Here is a 22850-nt window from a genome sequence, read left to right as displayed (position 1 = left end):
CGTCTATGCCTGGTAGGTGGGGTTTCCCGCGAGGTAGGTGGCGTGGACGGCGATGTCGTGCCAGGTGTCCGGGTCGGTCGTGCGCGGGTCGCGGTCCAGGACAACGAGATCGGCGTACTTGCCCGGGGTGATGGATCCGGCGATGTTCTCGGCGAAGAGCTGCCAGGCGGGGTTGATGGTCTGGGCGGCGAGGGCGTCGTCGACGCTGATCCGCTCCTCCGGGGCGAGGACTCACGAGGCCCCGGGCGTGCTCGCGGTCGCCGGGCCGCCGTAGAAGATGACGGGCCGCCCGGCGGGCGCGGCGGCCAGCGTCTCCTTCATGGTGCGCAGCACGTCCTCGGCGGCGGGGCAGGTGGTGACCGGGCGGATGTCGACGACCAGGTCGGTGAACATCATCTGGTCCTGGGTCGGATGGGTGTGCGCCTCAACGAATCCCGGCAGCAGCGCCCGCCCGCCCAGATCGACGATCTCGGTGCCGCCGCCGCGCCGGTCCAGCACCTCGTCCCCGCCGACGGCGACGATCCGGCCGTCGGTCACGGCGACGTGGGTGGGATTCGGGTGGTTCGCGTCGACGGTGACGATCGGTCCACCGGTGACGATCAGATCGGCCGAGCTCATTTTGCGCGCTCCCTCGCTGCCGCAGCAGTACGGTAACCACTGGTTAGCCACTATACTTGCAGTGCTACTGCAATAGGGTGTTCGTTTCACCGGAAGTCCTCCTCGCCACCACACCCTCTCGGAAAGGACTCGGTATCAATGGATCTCCCGTCCACTGGCGACGCCCCGCGCGTCAACCGCCGCTCGGCCCTCGGACTCGGCGCCGCCGCGCTGGCCACCCTCGGCCTGGCCGCCTGCGGCAAGTCGGGCAGCAGCTCGACCGCGACCACCACCACCCCCGCCTCCAACGACCCCAGGGCCATCGCCACCGATGCCTACATCTTCGGATTTCCGCTGGTGCTCATGGACGTCACCCGCGAAACCGGCGGCCCGGCCAATCAATTCGTGCACCAGAATCCGCCCACGCCGGAGGAGAAGCAGGTGGTCCGGCTCAACCTGGACACCCTCTACTCGCAGGCCTGGCTGGACCTGAGCACCGAGCCGATGGTGGTGCAGGTGCCCGCCATCGAATCCGGCCGATATTGGCTCATGCAGCTCCTGGACGCGTGGACCAACACGGTGCACGATCCGGCCAGCACGAACCCCCGGCTCGACGACGGGGTTACCAGCCCGCCGTACACCTACCTGGTCACCGGGCCGGGCTGGAAGGGCACGGTGCCCGACGGCATGACCCAGCTGGCCATGCCCACCGACACCAGCTGGTTGCTCGGCCGCATCGAGTACAAGGGCGACAACGACATCAAGCACGTGCGGGCTCTGCAGCAGAAGCTGAAGCTGGCCCCGCTCAGCGACTGGAGCGCCGACCCGAGCGCGGTGCACGGCGGCCCGGGCGCCCAGCTCGCGGGCGGCGGCGTCCCGGCCCAGATGGTGATGAAGATGGACGGCCCCACCTTCTTCACCCGCATGTGCGCGGTGATGGCCCGCAACCCGCCCGCGCCCGATGACGCCGAGGCCATGAAGCGGTTCGCCGCCATCGGCATCACCGCCGACGCCACCGCGAGCACCGCGCCCCCGGACGTCCTCACCGCGGCCATCGCCGATGCTCGCAAACAGCTCGCCGCCTTCCGGGACCCCCAGGCCCAGCATCAGAACGACTGGACCTTCGATCTCAATATCGGCACGTACGGCACGAACTACATGTTGCGGGCGCAGGTCGCGGCGGTCGGCCTGGGCGCGAATCTGCCCCGGGACGCGGTGTATCCGAGCATCGACACGAAGGCCGAGAGCGGCAGCCGATTCCGGGTGACCTTCGCCAAGGATCAGCTGCCGCCGGTCGGCGCGTTCTGGTCGCTCACGGCCTACGACGAGCAGAGCTACCTGATCCAGAATCCGGCGGGCATCTACTCTGTGGGCCACCTGGTGCCGCTCAAACCCGCCGCCGACGGCACGGTCGAGATCGCCGTGCAGAGCGCCGATCCCGGCGCGGACGTGCCCGACGGACACTGGCTGCCCATTCCGGAGACCGGCCCGTTCTCCCTCACCCTGCGGCTATACGCGCCGAAAGACGAGGTGCTGAACGGGCAGTGGCAGGTCCCGAAGCTGGAGAAGCTGAGCTGACCAATGTCCCGCCGGGTCGCGCGCGTCCTCATCGGCGCAGCACCCGGCGGGCCAGCCAGTTGCCGAGGAACTGAATGCCCTGCACCCCGGCGATAATGATCAGCGTCGCCACCAGCGTGACCTGCCAGTCGAACCGCTGATAGCCGTACACCAGCGCGAAGTCGCCCAGCCCGCCCCCGCCGACCGTCCCGGCCATCGCGGACATATCGACAATGGCGATGACAACGAAGGTGTACCCGAGTACCAAGGGCCCCAACGCTTCCGGAATGAGCAGAGTGAGAATGATCCGCAGCGGCCCCGCCCCCATCGACCGCGCCGCCTCGATCACCCCCGGATCCACGGTCACCAGATTCTGCTCGACAATCCGCGCGATCCCGAACGAAGCCGCCACGATCATCACGAACGCCGCCGCATCCGTCCCGATCGTCGTCCCGATCACCTTCAGCGTCACCGGCCCCAACGCAGCCAGCAAGATGATGAACGGAATCGGCCGCACCACATTCACCAGCACGTTCAACACCAGATTGATCGGCGCATTCGCCAGCAACCCACCCTTCCGCGTCGTATAGAGCGCGGTCCCCAACGCCAGCCCGATGGTGCCGCCGACAACAAAGGTGAGCAGCACCAGGTAGATCGTGGTCCCAACAGCCTCGCTGAGCACAGGCCGCAGCCGATCCCAATCCGTATGCACCGCAGCCAAACTGCTCACACCGCCGCTCATGCACTCCTCCGATCGCTCTCGGCCTCCACCGCCGCCCTGCGAACGGATGCCCCCAACTCGAGGCGCTCGGCGACCTGGCGCACGGCGTCCTCGGGGCCGTCCAGGGCCAGGGTCAGGCTGCCGAAGGTTTTGTCCTGCAAGGTGCTCACGCCGCCGAAGACGATCTCGAAGCTCACGCCCTGGGCTGCGGCGGCGGACAGGGCCGGACCGATCCCGTTCTCGTCGTCGACGGCAACGGTCACCAGGCGGCCAGCACGCCGTTCTCCCAGCCGCTGTAGTTCGTCGGCGGTCGGACGGTTGTGCAGGACCGTCTCGACGAATGATCGGGTGGGTGGGGCGGCGGGTGCCGAGAACACCTCGAACGTGCTGGCCAACTCCACGATTCGGCCCTCGGCCAGCACTGCCACGCGGTCTGCCACCGCGCGGATGACGTCCATTTCGTGGGTGATGACCACGATGGTGACGCCGAGCTCGCGGTTGATCTTCTTCAGCAGCCGCAGCACCTCGCCGGTGGTCTCCGGGTCCAGCGCCGAGGTCGCCTCGTCGGCGAGCAGCAGTGACGGCGAGGTGGCCAGTGCCCGGGCGATGCCAACGCGCTGTTTCTGGCCGCCGGACAACTGGTCCGGGTAGTTGCGCGCTTTGTCCGAAAGCCCCACGAACTCCAGCAGTTCCGCCACGCGCGCCTTCCGCCGTGCACGTGGCCAGCCCGCCACTTTCAACGGGTACTCGATATTGCCGGCGGCGGTGCGCGAGCGGAACAGGTTGAACTGCTGGAACACCATGCCGATATCGCGGCGCAGCTGCCGCACCCGCGATTCCGGGACGCCGGTGATGGGGTCTCCGGAGACGAGCACGGTGCCGTCGGTGGGCTGCTCGAGGGCGTTGATCAGCCGGACCAGCGTGGACTTGCCCGCGCCGGAATAGCCGATCACACCGAAGATCTCGCCCTTCTCGATGCGCAGGTCGATGTTGTCGAGCGCCGTGTGGCCCTGCTTACCGGTCCGGAAAACCTTGGTGACCGACCGGAATTCGACGGCCGCGACGGAGTTCCTGCCGGTCGCGGCTGAATTCTCGCCGGTTGCGGCACCGTCGTCGCTCACTTGGTGTCGCGGATCGTCTGCTGCACCCGCGCCAGGATCTGCTCCAGCTCGGGCCCGCTCTTCGTCACTTCGAGCGCGGTGCCCTTGGAATCCTCCTGCACCGACTTCTGCACCTCGGGGCTGTGGAAGATGTCCACCAGCTTCAGGTAGGTGGCATTGCCTTTGTCCGCGGCCCGGGTCACGAACGCATTGATGTACGGCTCGGCGCCGGGATTGCCCGGATCATCCTTGTACAGCGCGGATTTCGGATCGATTCCGGACTTGAGCAGGTAGGTGTTGTTGACGACGGACCCGTCCACCGACTCCAGCGACAGCGCCGTCTGCGCCGCGTCGACCGCGGTCACCTTCACCTTGGACGCGCCCTTGTCCACGTCGGCGGGCGTCGGCTGGCGAACGGACCCGTTGATCTTCAGCAGCCCGGCCGCCTGCAGGACGAACAGCGCCCGCGCCTGATTCGTCGGATCGTTCGGAATGGCGATCTCCCCGCCCTGCGGGATCTCGGCAACCGACTTGTGCTTCTTGGAGTAGAGCCCCAGCGGCACGATCTGCGTCGCCCCGATCGGCGTCAGATCCTGATTGTTGGCCACGTTGTACTGCCCCAGGAACTGCAAGTGCTGGAACAGATTCACATCGATCTGCTTCTGCGCCAGCGCCGTGTTCGGCTGCGAGTAGTCCGAGTAGTGGACGATATTCAGGCTGATGCCCTGTTCCTTGGCCTTGTCCTTGAAGACGTCCCAGTGCGGATCGGACTCGGTGGTGCCGATGCGCACCGTGGTGCCGCCGGAGTCGCCGCTGCTGCCGCAGGCCGTGAGGGTGAGGCTCGCGACGGCTGCTACCAGGACCGGGATCGCCAGTACCCGATGGAATTTCACTCGTGCTCCCGCATGCTTGTACTGCTTCGTGACCGGTGGAAATCGAACCCGGCCATGCAACCGTGCGGGCAATCGCCGGGCAATGATTGCGATCCCGGGGAGCCAAACGCTTCCGGCCGCGACGACCGCTCGCCTACGGTGCCTGAAATGCGAAAATTCCGCCGTTTCCTGGTGATTCCGGTCCTGTTCGCGCTGGCCCTGACGGCCGCCTGTGGCACGGAACACCATGGCGACGTGGTCCGCATCGGCGTGAACGATCTCTCACAACCGCACTGGGACGTGTTCAAGAGGAAGGCCGCCGCCGCGGGCATCACGGTCGAGTTCACCAATTTCACCGACTACAACCAGCCGAATCCGGCGCTGTCCCAGGGGCGCATCGACCTCAACAAGTTCCAGCACATCCGGTATCTGGCCAACTACAACGCCCGCAACAACGACACGCTCGTGCCGATCGGGGCCACGGAGATCTATCCGCTGGGCCTGTATTCGAAGAAGCACAGGTCGGTGTCGGAGATCCCCCAGGGCGGGGAGATCACCCTGAGCAACAATCCCGCCAATCAGGTGCGGCCGCTGCTGAACCTGGCCGCCGCCGGGCTGATCGTGCTGAAGAACGGCGGCTCGTGGGATTCGAAGCTCGAGGACGTCGACAAGTCCGCCTCCAAGGTCCGGCTCACCACCATCGACCCGACGCTGACCGCCGCGTCGCTGGACAGCGTGGATGCCGCCTACGTCGACGACACCTGGGCGCGGCAGGCGGGGCTGACCAATGATCGGATCATCTACACCGATGACCCGAACCGTCCGGACCTGAAGCAGTACATCAACATCTTCGCCGCGCGGGCCGCAGACAAGGACAACCCGAAGTACGTGCAGCTGACGCAGATCTACCACGACCCGGAGGTGGAGGCGGCGATCAAGGCCGAGGCGGGATTCCAGGGCATTTTCAAGACCAACACCCCGGCTGATCTCCAAGCCACCTCAACTGACCTGGAAGCCAGATTCCGGCAATGACTTTCGACTCGACGACTGCTTCCCGCGAACTCGCCGATGAACTCGTCGCCCGGGCGGGCGTCGACGGCGCGGGTGCAGGAGCCGGGCAGCACGATGTCGCCTGCCTCGAGGCGCACCGCGGTTGAGGCGACCTTGCGCTAGTCGACCGCTCCGCGGTGGGCACGAGCGAGGCGGGCGCGGGCCCCGGCGATGATGGTGATGATCATGACGGTCATGACCTGGAGAGCGGTTAGAGGCAGCCGTTGCTCGGGTGGGACGGGGGCGGCGTACTCGACGGGCGGCGGTGGGGGCGGCAGCGGCGGAACCGGCATCGGGGCAGGGGGAATCGCCGCAGGCGCCGGTACGGGTATCGGTGCGGCCGCGGGCACAATGGCAGGCGCGGGCGGGATCTGCAGCGGGATACCGGGTCCCGGCGCCATGCGCACCGGCAGCATGAGCATGCAGGTCAGCAGTGCGCTTCCGGTGGCCGCGCTGCCCACCGCCACGCTGCCCGCTCCGGCCGAGCCCGGCCCGACCAGCCCGCTGGACCCGGGCACGAAGCCGGGGCCGATCAACCCCGAGCCCATGCTGCTGCCGGTCAGAAGGCCCAAACCCAGTGCCGCACTGCCCAGCACAGCGCTGCCCGCACAGGCGGTGAGCACGCTGCCCGAGTTCAGGCCGAGCAGGCCGCCGAGGGTGTTCGGGGCGGCGGCCGGACTCTCCGTGGCCGGTCCGGGTATTGCGAGATCCGCTGTGCGCGACGCGGTTCCGTCCGCTGGTTCGGCGCTGCCGGACGCGCCGGTACCGAGCGGGACTCCGGCCACCGGACTCTGCGCCACTCCCGCCGAGCTGCCGGTGGTGGCCCCACCCTTGCCGGCGCCGCCCTGGCTACCGGTGTAGCTGCTGCCTGTGCCCAGCCCGAGTGCACTCCCCGTGGACGCGTCGATCGGTGCGGCCCCGGTGTCCGGAGACGCGCTGCCGCTGATGATCTCACCGATCGGCGGGAGCTCCAGTAGTCCGGGATCGGCGGCCGCTACCTTCGGATGAATGGCGAGCAGCGCCGCGGTCAGTGGTACCGCCGTCGCCGCCGCGAATCCTCGGGCTGTTCTTCGAGTTCCGTTCACCTTGCCTCCGAAAGCCAAGTGCGGGTTGCTCGGTCGAGCAGATCAGCGCGGATTGCCGCCGCTGGCCACCGGCGCGTCCGAGGCGATGTGCTGGAAGCGGGCCAGGGCCAGCTCGTAGGCGTCCTTGGAGACGTGATTGCCGCCTGAGAACGGCTGGTCCAGCTGGTAGATGGCCACGATGACCGCGCCGATCACCACACCGAAGAGTCCGGTCATGAGGATGCTGCGCTTGGTGACCACCACGCCGGAGAAGACCGTGCCGAACAGCAGCATGACGGTCGCGAACCACAGTGCCACATAAAGGAATCCAGGCAGTCGGTATGCCGCATCCAGGCCGCGGTCGTAGCGAGCCTCGGCGATCGCGTCCACCGCGGTGAGCGCCTTGTCCTGGGTCGACTTGGCATCGGCGTCGGTGGCGGGCGCGGAGGCCACCGCCTGGCGCAGATCGTCCAGCGTCGCCTGCGCGGCCGGGCTCAGTCGCCGCTGCTCCTCCATGACCTTCCACTCGTCGCCGATCACCTGCTTGGTGTAGTCGGTCACCAGCGACTGGATCTGCTTACGATCCTGCGCCGGCATGTCATTGGCGGTCTCGTACACGCTGACCAGCGCCTTGCCCTCGCTCACCGTGTGCTCATGGGAGGTGTCGTACTGCTCCCAGAGGATCACCACCACGAACGCCACAATGGCCGCGAAGAACATATTGACCATGTCCAGCATCATGTGCCCCGCCCCCGCATCGTCGCTGTGCCGCCACGACTTCGGCCGCACCCGATCCCCGACGACGAAGACCCCCACCGCCACGACCGCGAACAACACCAGCACACCCAGCTGCATCAGGATTCCGAGCATTGCACGACTCCATTCCCACCCACGGCAGTTGCGATCATGAGGTATTCGCGGCCACCGGGCGGTCGGATCGCGAAGGGCAAACGAACTGCCACCCGGTTGCGACGAATGCGGCAAATCCACTGCGCGCCTCGATATTTCCCATACTCGGCGTGTCGCGCTGCTCATCGACTGAGCCCAACGGATGCTGCCCGCCGACACCTTCGTCCCGATCCCGCGAGCTTGGCTCCGGCTGCCGAATTCCCGGCCGATGGCACCGACCTTCAGCCCATGCAGTTGGCGGCGAGGAATCCCGCCGCACCACCTAGCAGGCGAACGACAGCACTGCGGCAGCGACCGTGACGCTCACTTCCAGTGCAGCACCGAGCACGTCACCGTTGAGGCCGCCGAACCGCCGCACACAGTGCCGCACCAGCAACATCGCCCCTGCCAGCGCCACCACCACGGCCAGTGGCCCCTGCCACGGATTCCCGGTGGCGAACACCGCTGCGAGACACGCGATCCCACCCCATACGAAACCCAGGACGGGACGCTGCGTCCCCGCTACCAGCGCCCCGAATCCTGCACCCGGAGCCGCCTCGATCCCCCTCCGGCAGGCCAGCACAACCGCGACCCGCCCGACAGCGACCGCGACCACCACCGCGAGCCACCGCCCGCCCCCGGCCAACGCCCCCAGCGAAACCGCCTGAATCCCAATAACGAACACCAGCGCCGCCACCCCGAACGGCCCCGCCCCACCACTCTTCATGATCTCCCGAGCCCGCTCCGGCGACCCATAACTCCCCAGCCCATCCATGGTGTCGGCCAGCCCGTCGATATGCATCCCCCGCGTGATCAACGCCAGCCCGGCCACCGCCACAAACCCGGCCAGCAGCCACCCGGCCCCCAATTCACCCAGCCCCCACAGCAATCCGGCGCCCAGTCCCCCGAGCAGCACCCCGACCAGCGGTGCCCACGCAATCGCCCGCCCCGCCACGGCCCGATCCACCTCGTCCGGCCCCCGCACCGGCAGCACGGTCAACCACGACACCGCCAGCCGAACCGCGTTCACGCGATCCCCCGGAACCGTTCCCACACTGCCCATTGCACAGCTCCGACCACCCCGGTGCCGGGCACATCGGCGGAGCTGCCGTGCGCGCGCCGGTCGCGGGCGGCGGCATTCGGCCGGGACGTAACGACCGCTTGGCGTCGTACCGGGTTGCGCGGCACCGCGTCTCGCGAGGCGGGACTCGGTGCCGCGAGCGGTGGGGAGCTAGGCACCGGCGGCTTCGGCGCCCGTGTCGGCGGTGCTGACTCCGGCGGAATCGAAGGTCGCCATTTCGCCGAGGGTGGCGACCGCGGCGCGGAGCAGCGGCAGAGCCGCAACCGCGCCGGAGCCTTCGCCCAGGCGCATGCTCATGTCGACCAGGGGCTCGAGGTCGAGGCGCTGGAGGGCGATGGTGTGGGAGGGCTCGCTGGAGCGGTGGCCCGCCACCCACCAGGCGCGGGCGCCCGGGGCCAGTTGGTCGGCGACCACGGCGGCGGCGGTGACCACGACGCCGTCCAGGATGACCGGGGTGCGGCGGGCCGCCGCGCGGGCGAGGAAGCCGGCCATGGCGGCGAAGTCCGCGCCGGATGCGGTGCGCAGCAGGGCAACCGGGTCCTTCACCACCGGGCGGGCCCGCCACATGGCGTCGCGGACGGCGGCGGTCTTGCGGATCCATCCGGCATCGTCGACGCCGGTGCCGCGGCCGACGGCGATCACCGGCTCGGTGTCGGTGACGGCCGCGATCAGCACAGTGGCGGGCGTGGTGTTGCCGATACCCATGTCACCGGCGATGAGAAGGTCTGCGCCGGAATCGATTTCCTCGTCGGCAATGGTCGCGCCCGCTGTCAGCGCCGCCTGCACCTCGGCCTCGGTCAGCGCGTCCTCACGATCGATGGAACCGCTGGACCGCCGCACCTTGTGCCGCGAGATCTCCGGCGCGGTATCGGAATCCACCGCGATGTCCTCGACCCGGACGGTGGCATCGGCCAGGCGCGCCAGCACATTCACCGCCGCCCCGCCGTTCAGGAAGTTGGCGACCATCTGCCCGGTCACCTCGCTCGGGTAGGCCGACACCCCGTGCTGCGCCACCCCGTGATCGCCCGCGAAGACCACCACCCGAGCCCGCTCGAACTGCTTGGGCGGGCACACACCCTGACATGCCGCGACCCAGTTGGCCAGCTTCTCCAGCCGCCCCAGCGCCCCGGCGGGCTTGGTCAGCTGCAACTGCCGCTCCTCCGCGGCCTTCCGCACCCCGGCGTCGGGACCCTGCACCGGCCCGAACGAAATCCGCACGGGCTTGGTCAGAACCGGTCCGTCAGCGGTCGCAGAGCCAGCCTCATCCGAATCAGCTTCGGCCGTCGCGCCCGCACCGGCCGCGGCACCCAGTGCGGCTACAGTCGTCGCTCCTGCTGCTGAAACCGGCTGCACCGCAGCCTCATCCGCGTCGGCTCCGTAAGCCTGGGCCGACGTCGCCACTGCGGCGGCAGAATTCGCTGCGGCCGCATCCGCGAGTGCGGCCGCGACGTCCGGCTTGATCCGCATCGGCTGCCCGGCCACCACCAGGAAGACCTCGTCGCAAACCTCCGCGAGCCGCTGGTTCAGCGTGCCGATCTCATCGCGGAACAGACGACCGGAGGCGGTCGCCGGAATGATGCCGAGCCCCACCTCGGGGCTGACGATGATCAGCCGCTGCCCGTATCCGGCCACCGCGCTGACGAGCGCATCGATATCCGGCGCGACGATGCCGCGCGGCGACTCCCAGGCGGCGCGAGCGTCGAGGCGCGCGGTCAGCCAGGTGCCCAGGTCGTCGACCAGGGTGACGGGGGTGGCCTCGGCCAGTGCGGCGACGGCGTCGCCCTCCACGATCGTCCAGTTCGCGGGCCGCCGAGCCCGGTGCGCCGCAATACGTTCGGCGAAGTCGGCGTCGGCCGGATCGGCCACCGCGGTGGCTACGTACCGCACCGCCTCCGACGCGACCAACTGTTCCGCGTAAGCCGACTTCCCGGACCGGGCGCCACCGAGCACCAGGGTCCGCAGCGGCCGATCGGTTGTCTGAGCAGTGTGCGACACGTCAGCACGGTATCAACTGCAGCTGTGCTCCGGCCGAGTAGGCACGGCGATCACACGCCTGCGGACGGCAGTCTCACCGCCCGCGTCCGGATACGGCTCAGGAGCTCTGCTCGTTGTGCACGCACATGACCTTCAGGTCCTTGGCGGTATACGACCAGTCCGTGCCCTGCGGGCAGTCCGATCGATGGTTCACACTCGCGATGATCTTGCCGTCGTGCCGCCCCGAGCAGGGCGCCGGCTTCACATGCGAATCGGGCGAGGTCCCCACTACACAGTCCCCCGCCGCATTCCGCGGATCCTTGCACCCGGCGGTCCCACCGGCCACCAGCACCGCCATGGGCACGGCCGCGATCATCACTCCCCAACGCACGGTTGCGCATCGTAGCCGGAGGCACTGCTTCGGACAGCGCCTGTTTCAGGCACCAGCCATTCAAGACACGCGGGCGCCGAACCGCCGCCGATACTCGACGGGCGCGATCCCCACCACCCGCTGGAAGTGATGGCGCAGCAGCACCCCGGACCCGAATCCGCAACGGTGAGCGAGGGATTCGAGATCCAGGTCGGTGTCCTCCAGCAACTGCTTGGCCAGCAGCACCCGCTGCCCGGTCAGCCATTTCACCGGCGTCGTCCCGGTCTCGGCGGCGAAGCGGCGCGCGAATGTGCGCGTCGACATGGCGCTACGCGCGGCCAGCGCTTCGACCGTGTGCGGAAGTTCCAGATGCTCACCCATCCAGTGCAGGGTTTCGCTGAGGCTGTCGGAATCGCAGTCCACCACCGGCCGCTCGATGAACTGCCGCTGCCCGCCATCGCGTTGCGGCGGCACCACCATGCGGCGCGCGATGGCATTGGCGACGCTGCTGCCCAGCTCGCGCCGCACCAGATGCAGGCAGGCGTCGATGCCGGCCGCGGTGCCCGCGCTGGTGATGAGATTGCCCTCGTCCACGTACAGGACATCGGGATCGACGGAGGCCTGCGGAAACTGCTCCGCCAGCAGATCGACATATCGCCAGTGTGTGGTGCACTTGCGCCCGTCGAGCAGTCCGGCCGCGCCGGCGAGGAAGGCCCCCGAGCACACCGTGAGCACCGTGGCCCCGGCCTGCGCGGCGTCCCGCACGGCATCCACCACGCGCCGATCGAAGGGATTGTCCGCGAAGATCGGAAAGGCCGGAATGGCAACCAGATCCGCGTCGCGCAGCTCCTCCAGCCCGTACTCCGGAGTCACGTGAATGCCGGGTGAGCTGGACTTCAGCGGCTTCCCCGGCTCCGCACCGCAGACCCGATAGTCGAAGGCGGGCAGTCCGTCCGCGGTCCGGTCGAGGCCGAAAACCTCACAGACGACGCCGAATTCGAACATGGCGAGGTGGTCGTTGAGTACGACGGCGACCTTCGAGAGCATGGTCCGATCCCCTCTGGCCGGATATTTGCGAACAATGTCAGAACAGCCACTGTTGGCAGGAACTTCTCTAGAGAAAACTTACTGCCATGCAAGCACTGTCCGCAATCGTCGCAGCCGGAACCGCCATGGCAGCGCTCGGCACCCTGACCTTCGGCTTCATGGCCGGAGACACCACCGAACCCCTCGATGAGAGCGAGATCCGCGCATGACCACCATCACCTCCGGTCAGTTCCGCACCGCGACCGGCACCCCCGAGGCAGTCACCATGTTCCGCCGCATCGTCGCCCTGCTGGCCGCGGCCGGCCGGGCCGTCCCCTTCCACCGCGAAAACGCCTGGGAGATGGCCGGTTCCGGCCAGGTCGTCGACCGCGACCGCGACCGCATGGCGCTCGAGATCCGCGCCCTGTCGACCTACCGCGAACACAACTGACGGGCGGTGAGACACCGCCCGTCAGGGAATCCGTCCAGCGCCGTCAGCGCCGACGGCAGCAGCGGCAATTAGACCGCGTCGCCCGGGCTCACCTGCGGCTCCGGGGCGCGCATGCGCCGCACCTGCGAGGCGCGCACGAAGGCGTACCAGCCCAGCGAGAACGAGGAATCCGCAGTGTCCGGGTAGCGCTCCCGGACCCGCTTGTTCACGATCCGGCCGAGGACGACGCCCTCGATGATCATGAACAGCATCATCACCAGCATGGCCAGCGTGACGATCGCCTGCAGCGCCGGCGACAGGATCATGCTGAGGATCAGCACCAGCGCCAGCGGCATGAACAGGCCGAGCAGATTGCGGCGCGCGTCCACGATGTCGCGGACGTACTTCTTGACCGGGCCCTTGTCGCGCGGGAGCAGGAACTGCTCCTCACCGGCGAGCATGCGGGAGCGACGATCGTTCGCATCGGCCTTGCGCTCGGCCGAGGACGCCTTGCGGTCCTCGCGGGTCCCGCGCAGCGCCTTGCGGCGGGCGCGGGCCTCCTTGGCGGTCTTGGGCGCGGGCGCCACCGGACCGCGGCGGCGGCCCTCGGCTTCCCGCCGTGACGGGGTCGGCCGCCCTTTGCCCAGGGTGACGGTCTTGTCCTCCACCGCGGCGACGGCATCGGTGCTGGAGCTGTCGGAGGTGGGGGTGGACTCGCCACGGCGCAGGAACTTCACGCCGACCAGGCTATTCGATGACATGTCTGCCGGAAAATCCTGGTCTCCCGGATTGTTGTGTCGAACACCTCACCAGCTATCTGTCAGCGACTGCACAACCTGGGCCGTCCGGGGAATACGCGCCGCGTAGGATAGGGAATAGTCGCCTGCCAGCAGGTGTTGGTAGCCATCGAGCCGTGCGCCTTCACGGGTTGAAAACAGGTCCCTTAGGAGAGTTCATGACTGTGCAGAACGAGACCACCACTCACGGTGTGACTCTGACCGATGCCGCCGCCTCGAAGGCCAAGGCGCTGCTGGATCAGGAAGGCCGCGACGATCTCGCCCTTCGCATCGCAGTCCAGCCCGGTGGTTGTGCGGGCCTCCGCTACCAGCTCTTCTTCGACGACCGCAGCCTCGACGGCGACCTGGTCGTGGAGTTCGGCGGCGTCAAGCTCGCGGTCGACCGCATGAGCGCCCCCTACGTGCAGGGTGCCTCGATCGACTTCGTCGACACCATCGAGAAGCAGGGTTTCACCATCGACAACCCGAACGCCACCGGCTCCTGCGCCTGCGGCGACAGCTTCAACTGATATAGCGCCCATCAGCGCGGAACGTCCGACACCGGATGTTCCGCGCTGTTGTGTGCGCTGACTCATACGAGATCTGGAATACCCTGTCTCGGACAGAGTAGTTTCGAACTGCGGCCCTGTCGGCCGCGTAATCCACCGCCGGCCCCCGCGTCTGTCATCTCCGTATCCCGGTGCGCAGCCGCACGTCACCGAAGGATCTACCCCGTGACCATCGCCGTGTCCGCTTCCATCGCGACCGATCACCTCATGCGTTTCCCGGGCAAGTTCTCCGATGTGCTGCTGGCCGACCAGCTGCAGCACGTGTCGCTCAGCTTCCTCGTCGATGATCTGGTCATCCGCAGGGGCGGCGTGGCCGGCAACATCAGCTACGCCATGGGCGTGCTGGGCCGCACCCCGCTGCTGGTCGGCGCCGTCGGCCAGGACTGGGGCGAGTACCGGAAGTGGTTGGAGGACAACGGCGTCGACTGCTCGGCCGTGCGCGTCTCCACCGAGGCCCACACCGCGCGCTTCGTCTGCACCACCGACGAGACCATGGCCCAGATCGCCTCCTTCTACCCGGGCGCCATGACCGAGTCCCGCGAGATCGACATCACCCAGCTCGGCCGCGACCTCGAGCTGGTGCTCGTCGGCGCCGACGACCCGGAAGCCATGCTGCGCCACACCGATCAGTGCCGCGCCGCCGGAATCCGCTTCGCCGCCGACCCCTCCCAGCAGCTGGCGCTGGTGGACGGCGAGACCATCCTGCGCCTCATCGACGGCGCGGACTACCTGTTCACGAACGAGTACGAATGGGGCATCATGCTCCAGAAGACCGGCCTGAGCGAGGCGGAAATCGGTGAGCGCGTGGGCATTCGCGTCACCACCCTCGGCTCGAAGGGCGCCAAGATCGTCGACCGCGACGGCACCGAACTGCACGTGGACGTGGTCCCCGACATCGCCAAGGTCGACCCGACCGGCGTCGGTGACGGCTTCCGCGCGGGCTTCCTCACCGGCCAGTCCGCGGGCCTGTCCCTGGAGCGTTCGGCCCAGCTCGGCTCGCTGGTGGCGGTCCTGGTCCTGGAAACCGTTGGCCCCCAGGACTGGACCCTCGATCACGACGTCGCCATGAAGCGCCTGCGCGAGACGTACGGCCCGGAGGCCACCGACGAGATCGAGGCCATTCTGCGCTGACCAACCAGGACAATTACCGAATCTGCACGCCGATCAGATGGTCGGCGTGCAGATTCGTGTCGCGGCAAGCATGTCCGTGCTCTTCACCGACCTCGGCGGGCGAAGGTCGGCATCGAGCCTCGAGTGCGACCGGACGTCAGTCCCCGAACACCTCGTTGGCAAAGCGTGCTGTCGCTGCCCTGTCGAGCCATACGTCGAGCTGCTCGATATCGGTGCACGCCCCGACGCGAGCGACAGTCGACTCGTCCACGGTGATCCCCCTGCTCCGCAAGACCGCCAGCAGCGCCTTGGCCTCCCCTCTGGCCTCCCCTTTGGCCTGGCCCTCAGCTTCGCCCTGACTGAAGTAACGCCGGGCGAACTCGCTCTTGTACTTGTATGTTCCGGCGGTCATAAGGCTCTCCAAGAAGTGCCGGGCCGCCCGTGGCAGGACAGCCATTACCAGGTCAATGTACATTTCACCGTTCGGCGCGTCGACAACGTTGGCGGCCAGCGTGGTCAGAATGGCGTCCCGCTCCGGCGCGTTCCGATGAGCGACGGCCGACAACACCGCGAGCTCCGGATTCTCCGCGGCGATGCGCGCATCGGTCACGATCGGCACATCCGACGGGCTCATCACTATCGGCGTCAATATGAATCCGGGTGCCACGGGAATCGGCCTTCGACACCGCGCAGCCGTGTGCCCATTCGGGCAGAGGACGAGTAGCACCGTGTCGCAACGCAATCGGGCGCGCAGCGTCGTCAGATAGACCGGCCAGCTCCAGCCTTTGTCCGGGTCCGGCCGCAGCTGGACCTCCACCACGGCAGCCAATTGCGGTGTGTTGCCGGTGGCCAGCACGATCACGGCATCGGCACGGTACTCCGTGGGATCGATATCGGGGCAGTCACCGGATTCCAGTCGCGCATGGTCGAATTCGGGTAGGGAGATATCGGTCACCAGGGGAAGTAGTTCGGCGACGAGTTGCGGGCGGTGCCGGAACAGGTCGATGACGACTTCATGCAGGACCGAGGGCATGGCGGCAGGTTAGCAACACCGACCGACAACAAATCCCCTGGTCAAACGGCAATTTCGGACATATTGCCCGGATCCGGATGCCTGGTTCTGGCGGGCGGGCAATACGCTGTCAGGCATGGCCTCCGACCGTTTGTACTTTCGCCAGTTGCTCTCCGGGCGCGACTGGGCCGTGGGCGATCCGATCGCCACGCAGATGCGCAACTTCGCCTACCTGATCGGGGATCGGGACAGCGGTGAATGCGTGGTCGTCGACCCCGCGTACGAGGCGGGGCAGCTGGCCGACATCGCCGAGGCCGACGGCATGCGGCTGACCGGAGTCCTGGCCACCCACCACCACCCCGACCACGTCGGCGGCACCATGATGGGCTTCACCCTGCGCGGGGTGAAGGAGTTGCTGGAGAAGACCGATGTGGCGGTCCACGTCAATGCCGAGGAACTGCCCTGGGTCGCCAATGTCACCGGTATCGCGCCCAGCGAGCTGACCGGTCACGCGCACGGCGACAAGGTCGCGGTCGGCGACTTCGAGATCGAACTCCTGCACACCCCCGGTCACACGCCGGGCAGCCAGTGCTTCTTGTTCGAGGACCGGCTGATCGCGGGCGACACCCTGTTCGTCGACGGCTGCGGCCGCACCGACTTCCCCGGCGGCGACTCCGACGCCATGTTCCGCAGCCTGCGCTACCTGGCCGACCTGAAGTCGAACCCGACGGTCTACCCGGGCCACTGGTACTCGGACGAGCCCAGCGCGTCGCTCACCCACATCAAGGAACACAACTACGTCATGCGCCCCCAGACCCTGGAGCAGTGGCACATGTTCATGCCCAGCTGACCGGCTCCTGCGGGCCATGTCCCGCACCTCTGAAATGCCCAGCGCCCGCCCCGAATTCGTTCGGGGCGGGCGCTTTTCGTTCCGCGGGCCGGTCAGGCCATGGTGCGCAGCCAGCCGTGGCTGTCGGCGAAGGTGCCGCGCTGGATGCCGGTGAGGCTCTCGCGCAGCGCCATGGTCACCTCGCCGGGTTCACCGCTGCCGATGGTGAATTCGCCCTCGGCGGAGCGGACCGAGCCGACCGGAATGACCACGGCGGCGGTGCCGCAACCGAAAACCTCGGTGATCTCACCGGATTCGACGCCGCTCTTCCATTCCTCGACGGAGATCTTCCGCTCCTCGACCTTGTAACCGGAGTCGGCGGCCAGGGTGATGAGGGAGTCGCGGGTGATGCCGGGGAGCAGCGAGCCGGACAGCTCCGGGGTCACCAGGCGGGCGTCGGAGCCGCTGCCGAAGACGAAGAAGAGATTGTTGGTGCCCATCTCCTCGACGTAGCGGTGCTCGCAGGCGTCCAGCCACACCACCTGGTCGCAGCCCTTCTCGGCGGCCTGCTGCTGGGCCAGCAGCGAGGCGGCGTAGTTGCCCGCCACCTTGGCCTCACCGGTGCCGCCGGGAGCCGCGCGCACGTATTCGGTGGACAGCCACACCTTGACCGGCTTCAGGCCGCGCGGGAAGTACGCACCGGCGGGACCGCCGAGCAGCAGGTACTTGTAGGAGGAGGCGGGCTTCACGCCCAGCCCGACCTCGGTGGAGAACATGAACGGCCGCAGGTACAGCGACTCTTCACCGCCGGCGGCGGGCACCCAGTCCGCGTCCACCTCGAGCAGCTGGCGGATCGATTCGATGAACAGCTCTTCGGGCAGCTGCGCCATCGCCATGCGCGCGGCGGAGCGGCGGAAACGCGCGGCATTGGCATCCACCCGGAAGGTGGCGATGCTGCCGTCAGCCTGACGGTAGGCCTTCAGACCTTCGAAGATGGCCTGGCCGTAGTGGAACACCATGGTGGCCGGGTCCATGGCCAGCGACCCGTAGGGCTCGACGCGGCCGTTGGTCCACTGCCCGTCCACGTAATCCATCGACACCATGTGATCGGTGAAGTAGCGCCCGAACCCCGGCTCCGCGAGAATCTCCTGTCGCCGCTCCGCCGGTAGTGGCGCGGGATGCGGTACACGGGTGAATTGCGCGGCAAGAGTCATGACCGGGAGTCTAATTCCTGCCCTCGACCGGCTGGTGCGGGCTACCCCTGTCCCCCGAGCCGGACGGTTCGGTAACCGGCTGTCGTCCCTGCCCCTGGATAGGGTGGACGGCGTGTATCCGGAGCATCCGCTGTCGAAGCCGCCCAGTTCGCACCGACCCCTGCTGATCGCGCTGATCGCAGTGAGCGTGCTGGGCCTGGTCGCCATCCTCGTCGTAGCAGCGCTGACGCCCGCACACACCGTCACCGGAACCGCGCTGCCCGCAGACCAATACGGGCCACAGGACACCGCGACCCGCACCAAACCGCTACCCACCACGACGGCGAGCGCACCGAGATCCACCATCGCCTCACTCACGCCGGGATGGCAGACGTCCTACTCCATCTCGCGCAATGCCGTGTACGACGTACCGCAGGGCTGGACGGTCCCGACACCGACCACCATCGTCGGCTTCGAGGGCGGCGGCGGGCGCGTGGTCATGAGCGGCGCCGCGGAACTCTCCCCGAAGGCCTGCGACGGCCACCACTTGAAAGCCATCGCGGGCGTGACGGGCTCGAAACTGGGCGACGTGTCCGCCGCGGCCAAGGACGTGGCCGGCAGCTGGGCCACCGTGGCCGGAGCCAACGACGACCGCCCCAACTCCACCTACACCCTGAGTAACGTCGAAACCCTCACGGTGCAGGGCAAACCCGCCGCACACGTGACAGCGACCCTCGCCAACCCGGGACCGAACGACTGCTCGCACCCGGCCATCTCGATCGTCCACGCCGTCGCGGTGCCCGGCAACAACGGCCAATCCGTGGTCATGGTCCTCTACGCCGACCAGGGCACGGACGGCACGGCCACCGACGACACCATCCGAACGATGTTCAACTCCCTCCGCCCCGCCGGACTCGACGCCGCAGCCTGCAAACAGGACAACGACGTCGTCGGCACCTGGTGCGGCTGAGACACAGAGCGGCATGGGCTCTGGTGCAGCCGGGATTCCGATCAGGAAGCCCACCAGCGTGTTCGCTTGTTCGGCGACCAGGCTGGTCGCGGCGAAGTGATCCAGGAACAGCCTGGCAACCGCCGCCACGACCGACCGGCCCACCAGTCGTCCACGACGCGCGCGATGGCGTCGTAGTCACCAGGGCGGCCGGTCGGATAAGCGGCTCAGCGTCTACTGCGGATCTCTCTATGGGCAGGAAACCTGCTCAGGCAGTGCGGGTTTCGACGAACGGGGGGCGGATGACCTCGCAGCGCAGGCGGCGACCTCGGACGTCGACCTCGACTTCGTCGCCGGGCTCGAGGCCCGCGGCGGTGTCGAGGAGGGCCAGGGCGATGCCGACCTTGAGGGAGGGCGAGAAGGTGCCAGAGGTGGTTTCGCCGACCTGGGCGTCACCGCGCATCACGGTCTGGCCCTGCCGGAGCACGCCCCGGTCGATCGCCTTGAGCCCCATCAGGATTCGACGGGGACCGGCCGCCTTCTCGGCCTCCAGCGCCGACTTGCCCCAGAACTCCGGCTTCTTCCAGCCGACGGCCCAGCCGGTGCGGGCCTGCAGCGGCGAAATGTCCAGCGACAGTTCGTGTCCGTGCAGCGGGTAGCCCATCTCGGTGCGCAGGGTGTCGCGCGCGCCGAGTCCGGCGGGCTGGCCGCCGGCGGCCTGCACCTCGCTCACCAGCGCGCGGAAGACGGCCTCGGCGTCGGCCCAGCGGGGCAGCAGCTCGTAGCCGTGCTCACCGGTGTAGCCGGTGCGGCACACCCGGATCGGGCGGCCGTCCCACTCGGCGTCGGCGTAGGCCATGTACTCCATGTCGGTCGGCAGGCCGAGCTTGGCGAGGACTTCCGCCGACCGCGGACCCTGCACGGCGAAGACCGCATACCCGCGATGCTCGTCGGTGACGGTGATGCCCTCCGGCGCGACCTTCTGCAGCTCCGCCACCACGGTCGCGGTATTCGCCGCATTGGGCACCAGAAAGATCTCGTCATCGCTCACGTAGTAGGCGATGAGGTCGTCGATGACCCCGCCCTCCGGCGTGCAGCACAGCGTGTACTGCGCCTTTCCCGGGCGAATCCGATTCAGGTCATTGGTGAGTGCCGAGTTCACGAAGGCCGCGGCACCCGCACCCTTGACCGTCGCCTTACCGAGATGGCTGACGTCGAAAAGCCCGACAGTGGTGCGCACCGCCGTGTGCTCCCCCACGGTGCCCGCGTACGAAACCGGCATCTCCCACCCCCCGAACGGAGCGAAGGTAGCGCCCAGCTCGACATGGACGGCGTGGATGGGTCCCTGCAGCAGCTTCTCGTCGGTCACCCGGAGCAGCTTATCGGCCCGCCCGCACCCGAGTGACAGCGGAACCGAACGGGTGGCCGTCCGGCGTGGTGCCTCGATTCACAGGCCGAGGCTGCGAGCGATTCCGGGCCAGGCATTGTGAAAGTCGACCTGCCACGAGGTCCAGTTGTGGCCGCCGCCAGGGAGGTAATCGAACGTGGCCGGGAGGTTCAGGTCTTCGATGCTGGATTGCAGAGCGCGGGTGCAGGTTTCGACGGTGGATTCGAGTGCCGTGCTGGACGCGCCGACTTGGCCGCCACCCGCCGCGGCCGGGTTCGCACCGGTTCCAGCGGCCAAATAGAGGTCGGTGCCACGGAGTTTCTCGAGGTTGGCGGGGGTGGACGGGTCATTCGCGGTCCAGGCCGGGGAGCCGTCGACACCCCAGATGTTCCAAGGGTTGCCGCCGCCGGAGAGAACCGTGGCCTGCAGGTAGCGGCGGCCGGGGTCGGTGCTGGTCTGGGCGCAGCCGCTGAAGGAGCCGACGCTCTGGTAGAGGCCAGGGGCGGATTCGGCGAGGGCGAGCGCGGAGGTCGCCGACATCGACACTCCTGCAAGGGCATTGCGGCCGGAGGCACCGAGGGCCGCGTCCATGACGGGCGGGAGTTCCTGGGTGAGGAAGGTGGTCCACTTGTTGCGGCCGAGCATCAGGTCGTCGGACTGCCAGTCCGTGTAGTAGGTGTAGCGGCCGTCGAGGACGTTCACGACATTGACGTTCTGGTCGGCCAGGAAGTCGACGACATCGGTGCGGGTTTCCCAGGAGACCTCGTTGCCATTCCCATCGATGCCATCCTCTGCGCCATTGAGCAGATACACGGTCGAACGCGGCGCGGAATTGTCGGTGGCACGAATGACCGAGAGTTCGATGACACGGCTCATCGCAGCCGAATACACGAATACGGTGGATTTGCGATCGTCCCGCTGGACGAGATGGTCGATATGCGAGCCGTCGGCCGCGAATGCCGCACCGGAATTCAGCGGTTCCGCAGCGGACGCGAGCCCCGGCATCACAGCAAAGCCCGCCGCCACCAGGGCGATTCCCGCCGCCACCCACCGACGCCGACCACCTGCACTCGTCATTTCCGCCTCTAACTCATTCGACCGATTCCCCTCACCTTCTTTACCGAGCCCGTCAAAACCACGCAACAACGCACTTCTCACACCCTGCCCCGACCTCCGGACAACCCGGTCCCAGCACCCACACAGGCCACGAACGCGGCCTCATCCATGACCTCGATCCGCTGCCCCCGCGTCCGCAGCTCAGCGACCCGGCGCGCCTTCGTCGTGGTGAACGCGTCGGGATCGACGCCACGAAAGCCGTCACCAATGACCAGCCGAGTCGTACGCCGAGTGACGTTCCGAGCAGGAGTCGCGCCACATGCAGCGATGGCATCCCACGCTTCCTGGCGGGTCATGGCAGCGAGATCACCTGTGAAGACCACGATTTCGCCATACAACGGGTGAGATGGATCGGTGCCGGTCACAGTCGGAAGGACCAAATCCTCACGCCCGAACCAGGATCGGCGCGGAGAGCGTTCGGTAGCAGTCGACACGGTCCGCCCCGTAGGCAGTGGCGCCTCGACGGCCCGCCCCGCAGACCCCGGCGTCTCCATCGTCCGGCCCGCTGGCAGGGGCGTCTCGATTGTCCGGCCTGCGGACTCCGACGGTTGCCTCGCCCTCCGCCTGGACACCGGTATCAGCGTGCCGGCTGCGGACTTTCGCGATGTCCGGTCGATCCGCAAAGGACGGTCGATCACCATGCGCTCGAGTGCCGCCAGCGAATCGGCTCCGGCTCTGGCGGCCAGGGCGATCACGATGTCGGCTGCAGCACCGGCATCGGCGGCCGCGTCGTGGTGGTTGGTGAAGTCGATGCCCAGAGCGGCCGCGACGTGCGGCAGCCGGTAGCTGTCGAGGCTCAGGTGGCGGCGGGCCAGGGCGAGGCTGCAGCTATAGGACCAGGCGGGTATCCGAATTCCGCTGCGGCCGCAGGCTTCCCGTATCGCACTGCTGTCGAATCCGACATTGTGGGCAATGACGGGAAGCTCGCCGACCAGGCTTTCCACTTCTGGCCAGCGCTGCGCGAACTCCGGTTTGTCGGCGACCATGGCAGCCGAGATCCCGTGCACGCGAATGTTGTGCCAGTTGAAGAAGTCCAGCCCCGAGGGAGGCCGGCACAGCCACGACGCGGTCTCCCCGCGCCGCCCATCCCGCACGACGGTGACACCGACGGCGCAGATACTGCCCCGCGCGGAATTAGCGGTCTCGACATCGATGGCGGCGAACGACAGTCCCGCCATA

The 22850-nt window shown here is 68.0% G+C and carries 24 protein-coding genes and 2 pseudogenes; 8 read left to right on the top strand and 18 right to left on the bottom strand.

Annotated elements, in window-relative coordinates:
* Positions 1-3: 3 nt before the first annotated feature.
* Both ACFXIV_RS42060 and ACFXIV_RS42055 read right to left on the bottom strand, forming a co-directional pair.
* Positions 4-231, bottom strand: a pseudogene (locus tag ACFXIV_RS42060) (amidohydrolase family protein); the annotation flags it as partial.
* Entirely contained in the window at positions 232-618 is a 387-nt protein-coding gene (locus ACFXIV_RS42055; RefSeq protein ID WP_379402572.1) for an amidohydrolase family protein, read from the bottom strand.
* A gap of 138 nt (positions 619-756) precedes the next feature.
* Here ACFXIV_RS42055 and ACFXIV_RS42050 point away from each other — a divergent pair, with 138 nt between their 5' ends.
* On the top strand, positions 757-2175 hold the full coding sequence (locus ACFXIV_RS42050) for a DUF1254 domain-containing protein (protein ID WP_379402573.1): 1419 nt from the start codon (positions 757-759) through the stop codon (positions 2173-2175).
* Positions 2176-2203: 28 nt separating this feature from the next.
* Here ACFXIV_RS42050 and ACFXIV_RS42045 read toward each other — a convergent pair whose 3' ends face one another.
* Genes ACFXIV_RS42045 through ACFXIV_RS42035 form a run of 3 tightly spaced genes read right to left on the bottom strand, consistent with a single transcriptional unit; the run spans position 2204 to position 4868 of the window.
* On the bottom strand, positions 2204-2866 hold the full coding sequence (locus ACFXIV_RS42045) for a methionine ABC transporter permease (protein ID WP_364616575.1): 663 nt from the start codon (positions 2864-2866) through the stop codon (positions 2204-2206).
* A 26-nt stretch (positions 2867-2892) separates the two neighbouring features.
* On the bottom strand, positions 2893-3996 hold the full coding sequence (locus ACFXIV_RS42040) for a methionine ABC transporter ATP-binding protein (protein ID WP_379402574.1): 1104 nt from the start codon (positions 3994-3996) through the stop codon (positions 2893-2895).
* Positions 3993-4868: a MetQ/NlpA family ABC transporter substrate-binding protein gene (locus ACFXIV_RS42035; protein ID WP_379402575.1), complete on the bottom strand. Its 876-nt coding sequence runs from the start codon at positions 4866-4868 to the stop codon at positions 3993-3995. Before ACFXIV_RS42035 ends, ACFXIV_RS42040 begins: the two co-directional genes overlap by 4 nt.
* A 147-nt stretch (positions 4869-5015) precedes the next feature.
* Between ACFXIV_RS42035 and ACFXIV_RS42030 the strand changes: the two genes are divergently transcribed.
* Positions 5016-5879 (top strand): MetQ/NlpA family ABC transporter substrate-binding protein, encoded by an 864-nt coding sequence (locus ACFXIV_RS42030; RefSeq protein ID WP_379402576.1) that lies wholly within the window; start codon positions 5016-5018, stop codon positions 5877-5879.
* A 20-nt stretch (positions 5880-5899) separates the two neighbouring features.
* On the opposite strand, the pseudogene ACFXIV_RS42025 reads toward ACFXIV_RS42030, so the two are convergent.
* The 7 genes and pseudogenes from ACFXIV_RS42025 to ACFXIV_RS41995 form a co-directional block, all read right to left on the bottom strand.
* Positions 5900-6016, bottom strand: a pseudogene (locus tag ACFXIV_RS42025) (2-keto-4-pentenoate hydratase); the annotation flags it as partial.
* A complete protein-coding gene (locus tag ACFXIV_RS42020) occupies positions 6017-6982 on the bottom strand; it encodes a hypothetical protein (protein WP_379402577.1) in 966 nt (321 codons plus the stop codon). It lies immediately after the preceding pseudogene.
* Positions 6983-7024: 42 nt separating this feature from the next.
* Positions 7025-7831: a DUF4239 domain-containing protein gene (locus ACFXIV_RS42015; RefSeq protein ID WP_379402578.1), complete on the bottom strand. Its 807-nt coding sequence runs from the start codon at positions 7829-7831 to the stop codon at positions 7025-7027.
* 301 nt (positions 7832-8132) lie between these two features.
* On the bottom strand, positions 8133-8879 hold the full coding sequence (locus ACFXIV_RS42010; RefSeq protein ID WP_379402608.1) for an adenosylcobinamide-GDP ribazoletransferase: 747 nt from the start codon (positions 8877-8879) through the stop codon (positions 8133-8135).
* Between the two features lie 201 nt (positions 8880-9080).
* Entirely contained in the window at positions 9081-10925 is a 1845-nt protein-coding gene (gene cobT, locus ACFXIV_RS42005) for a nicotinate-nucleotide--dimethylbenzimidazole phosphoribosyltransferase (protein ID WP_379402579.1), read from the bottom strand.
* A 97-nt stretch (positions 10926-11022) separates the two neighbouring features.
* Positions 11023-11295, bottom strand: a complete 273-nt coding sequence (locus tag ACFXIV_RS42000) for a hypothetical protein (protein WP_379402580.1) — start codon at positions 11293-11295, stop codon at positions 11023-11025.
* 60 nt (positions 11296-11355) lie between these two features.
* Entirely contained in the window at positions 11356-12321 is a 966-nt protein-coding gene (locus ACFXIV_RS41995; RefSeq protein WP_379402581.1) for a helix-turn-helix domain-containing protein, read from the bottom strand.
* A gap of 86 nt (positions 12322-12407) precedes the next feature.
* Between ACFXIV_RS41995 and ACFXIV_RS41990 the strand changes: the two genes are divergently transcribed.
* Together ACFXIV_RS41990 and ACFXIV_RS41985 are read left to right on the top strand one after the other, a co-directional pair.
* Positions 12408-12530 carry a hypothetical protein gene (locus ACFXIV_RS41990; RefSeq protein ID WP_364616437.1) on the top strand — a complete coding sequence of 41 codons (123 nt, stop codon included), beginning with the start codon at positions 12408-12410 and terminating at the stop codon, positions 12528-12530.
* Positions 12527-12751, top strand: coding sequence for a hypothetical protein (locus ACFXIV_RS41985; RefSeq protein WP_379402582.1), 225 nt, complete (start codon positions 12527-12529; stop codon positions 12749-12751). The genes ACFXIV_RS41990 and ACFXIV_RS41985 overlap by 4 nt, the downstream gene beginning before the upstream one ends.
* Positions 12752-12819: 68 nt before the next feature.
* Here ACFXIV_RS41985 and ACFXIV_RS41980 read toward each other — a convergent pair whose 3' ends face one another.
* Positions 12820-13491, bottom strand: a complete 672-nt coding sequence (locus ACFXIV_RS41980) for a DUF3043 domain-containing protein (RefSeq protein ID WP_379402583.1) — start codon at positions 13489-13491, stop codon at positions 12820-12822.
* Positions 13492-13685: 194 nt separating this feature from the next.
* Between ACFXIV_RS41980 and ACFXIV_RS41975 the strand changes: the two genes are divergently transcribed.
* Both ACFXIV_RS41975 and ACFXIV_RS41970 read left to right on the top strand, forming a co-directional pair.
* Positions 13686-14036: an iron-sulfur cluster assembly accessory protein gene (locus ACFXIV_RS41975; protein ID WP_033089671.1), complete on the top strand. Its 351-nt coding sequence runs from the start codon at positions 13686-13688 to the stop codon at positions 14034-14036.
* Between the two features lie 204 nt (positions 14037-14240).
* Positions 14241-15206: a carbohydrate kinase family protein gene (locus tag ACFXIV_RS41970; RefSeq protein ID WP_379402584.1), complete on the top strand. Its 966-nt coding sequence runs from the start codon at positions 14241-14243 to the stop codon at positions 15204-15206.
* A 136-nt stretch (positions 15207-15342) separates the two neighbouring features.
* On the opposite strand, the gene ACFXIV_RS41965 is transcribed toward ACFXIV_RS41970, so the two are convergent.
* Positions 15343-16218: a hypothetical protein gene (locus ACFXIV_RS41965; protein ID WP_379402585.1), complete on the bottom strand. Its 876-nt coding sequence runs from the start codon at positions 16216-16218 to the stop codon at positions 15343-15345.
* A 115-nt stretch (positions 16219-16333) separates the two neighbouring features.
* Here ACFXIV_RS41965 and ACFXIV_RS41960 point away from each other — a divergent pair, with 115 nt between their 5' ends.
* Positions 16334-17047 carry an MBL fold metallo-hydrolase gene (locus ACFXIV_RS41960; RefSeq protein ID WP_354847762.1) on the top strand — a complete coding sequence of 238 codons (714 nt, stop codon included), beginning with the start codon at positions 16334-16336 and terminating at the stop codon, positions 17045-17047.
* 92 nt (positions 17048-17139) lie between these two features.
* Here the strand turns inward: ACFXIV_RS41960 and ACFXIV_RS41955 are convergent, their stop codons facing one another.
* Positions 17140-18240, bottom strand: coding sequence for a branched-chain amino acid aminotransferase (locus tag ACFXIV_RS41955; protein WP_379389608.1), 1101 nt, complete (start codon positions 18238-18240; stop codon positions 17140-17142).
* 112 nt (positions 18241-18352) lie between these two features.
* Here ACFXIV_RS41955 and ACFXIV_RS41950 point away from each other — a divergent pair, with 112 nt between their 5' ends.
* Positions 18353-19189: a hypothetical protein gene (locus ACFXIV_RS41950; protein WP_379421434.1), complete on the top strand. Its 837-nt coding sequence runs from the start codon at positions 18353-18355 to the stop codon at positions 19187-19189.
* Between the two features lie 247 nt (positions 19190-19436).
* Here the strand turns inward: ACFXIV_RS41950 and gcvT are convergent, their stop codons facing one another.
* The 3 genes from gcvT to ACFXIV_RS41935 form a co-directional block, all read right to left on the bottom strand.
* Entirely contained in the window at positions 19437-20537 is a 1101-nt protein-coding gene (gcvT, locus tag ACFXIV_RS41945) for a glycine cleavage system aminomethyltransferase GcvT (protein ID WP_379402587.1), read from the bottom strand.
* 78 nt (positions 20538-20615) lie between these two features.
* Entirely contained in the window at positions 20616-21632 is a 1017-nt protein-coding gene (locus ACFXIV_RS41940) for an alpha/beta hydrolase (protein ID WP_379402588.1), read from the bottom strand.
* A 77-nt stretch (positions 21633-21709) separates the two neighbouring features.
* On the bottom strand, positions 21710-22849 hold the full coding sequence (locus ACFXIV_RS41935) for an exonuclease domain-containing protein (RefSeq protein ID WP_379402589.1): 1140 nt from the start codon (positions 22847-22849) through the stop codon (positions 21710-21712).
* Between the last annotated feature and the right edge of the window lies 1 nt (position 22850).

This window comes from Nocardia sp. NPDC059236 (assembly GCF_042754085.1).
GTDB lineage: Bacteria > Actinomycetota > Actinomycetes > Mycobacteriales > Mycobacteriaceae > Nocardia.
Note: the sequence above shows the minus strand (reverse complement) of the source record. Positions and strands in the feature narration are given on the sequence as shown.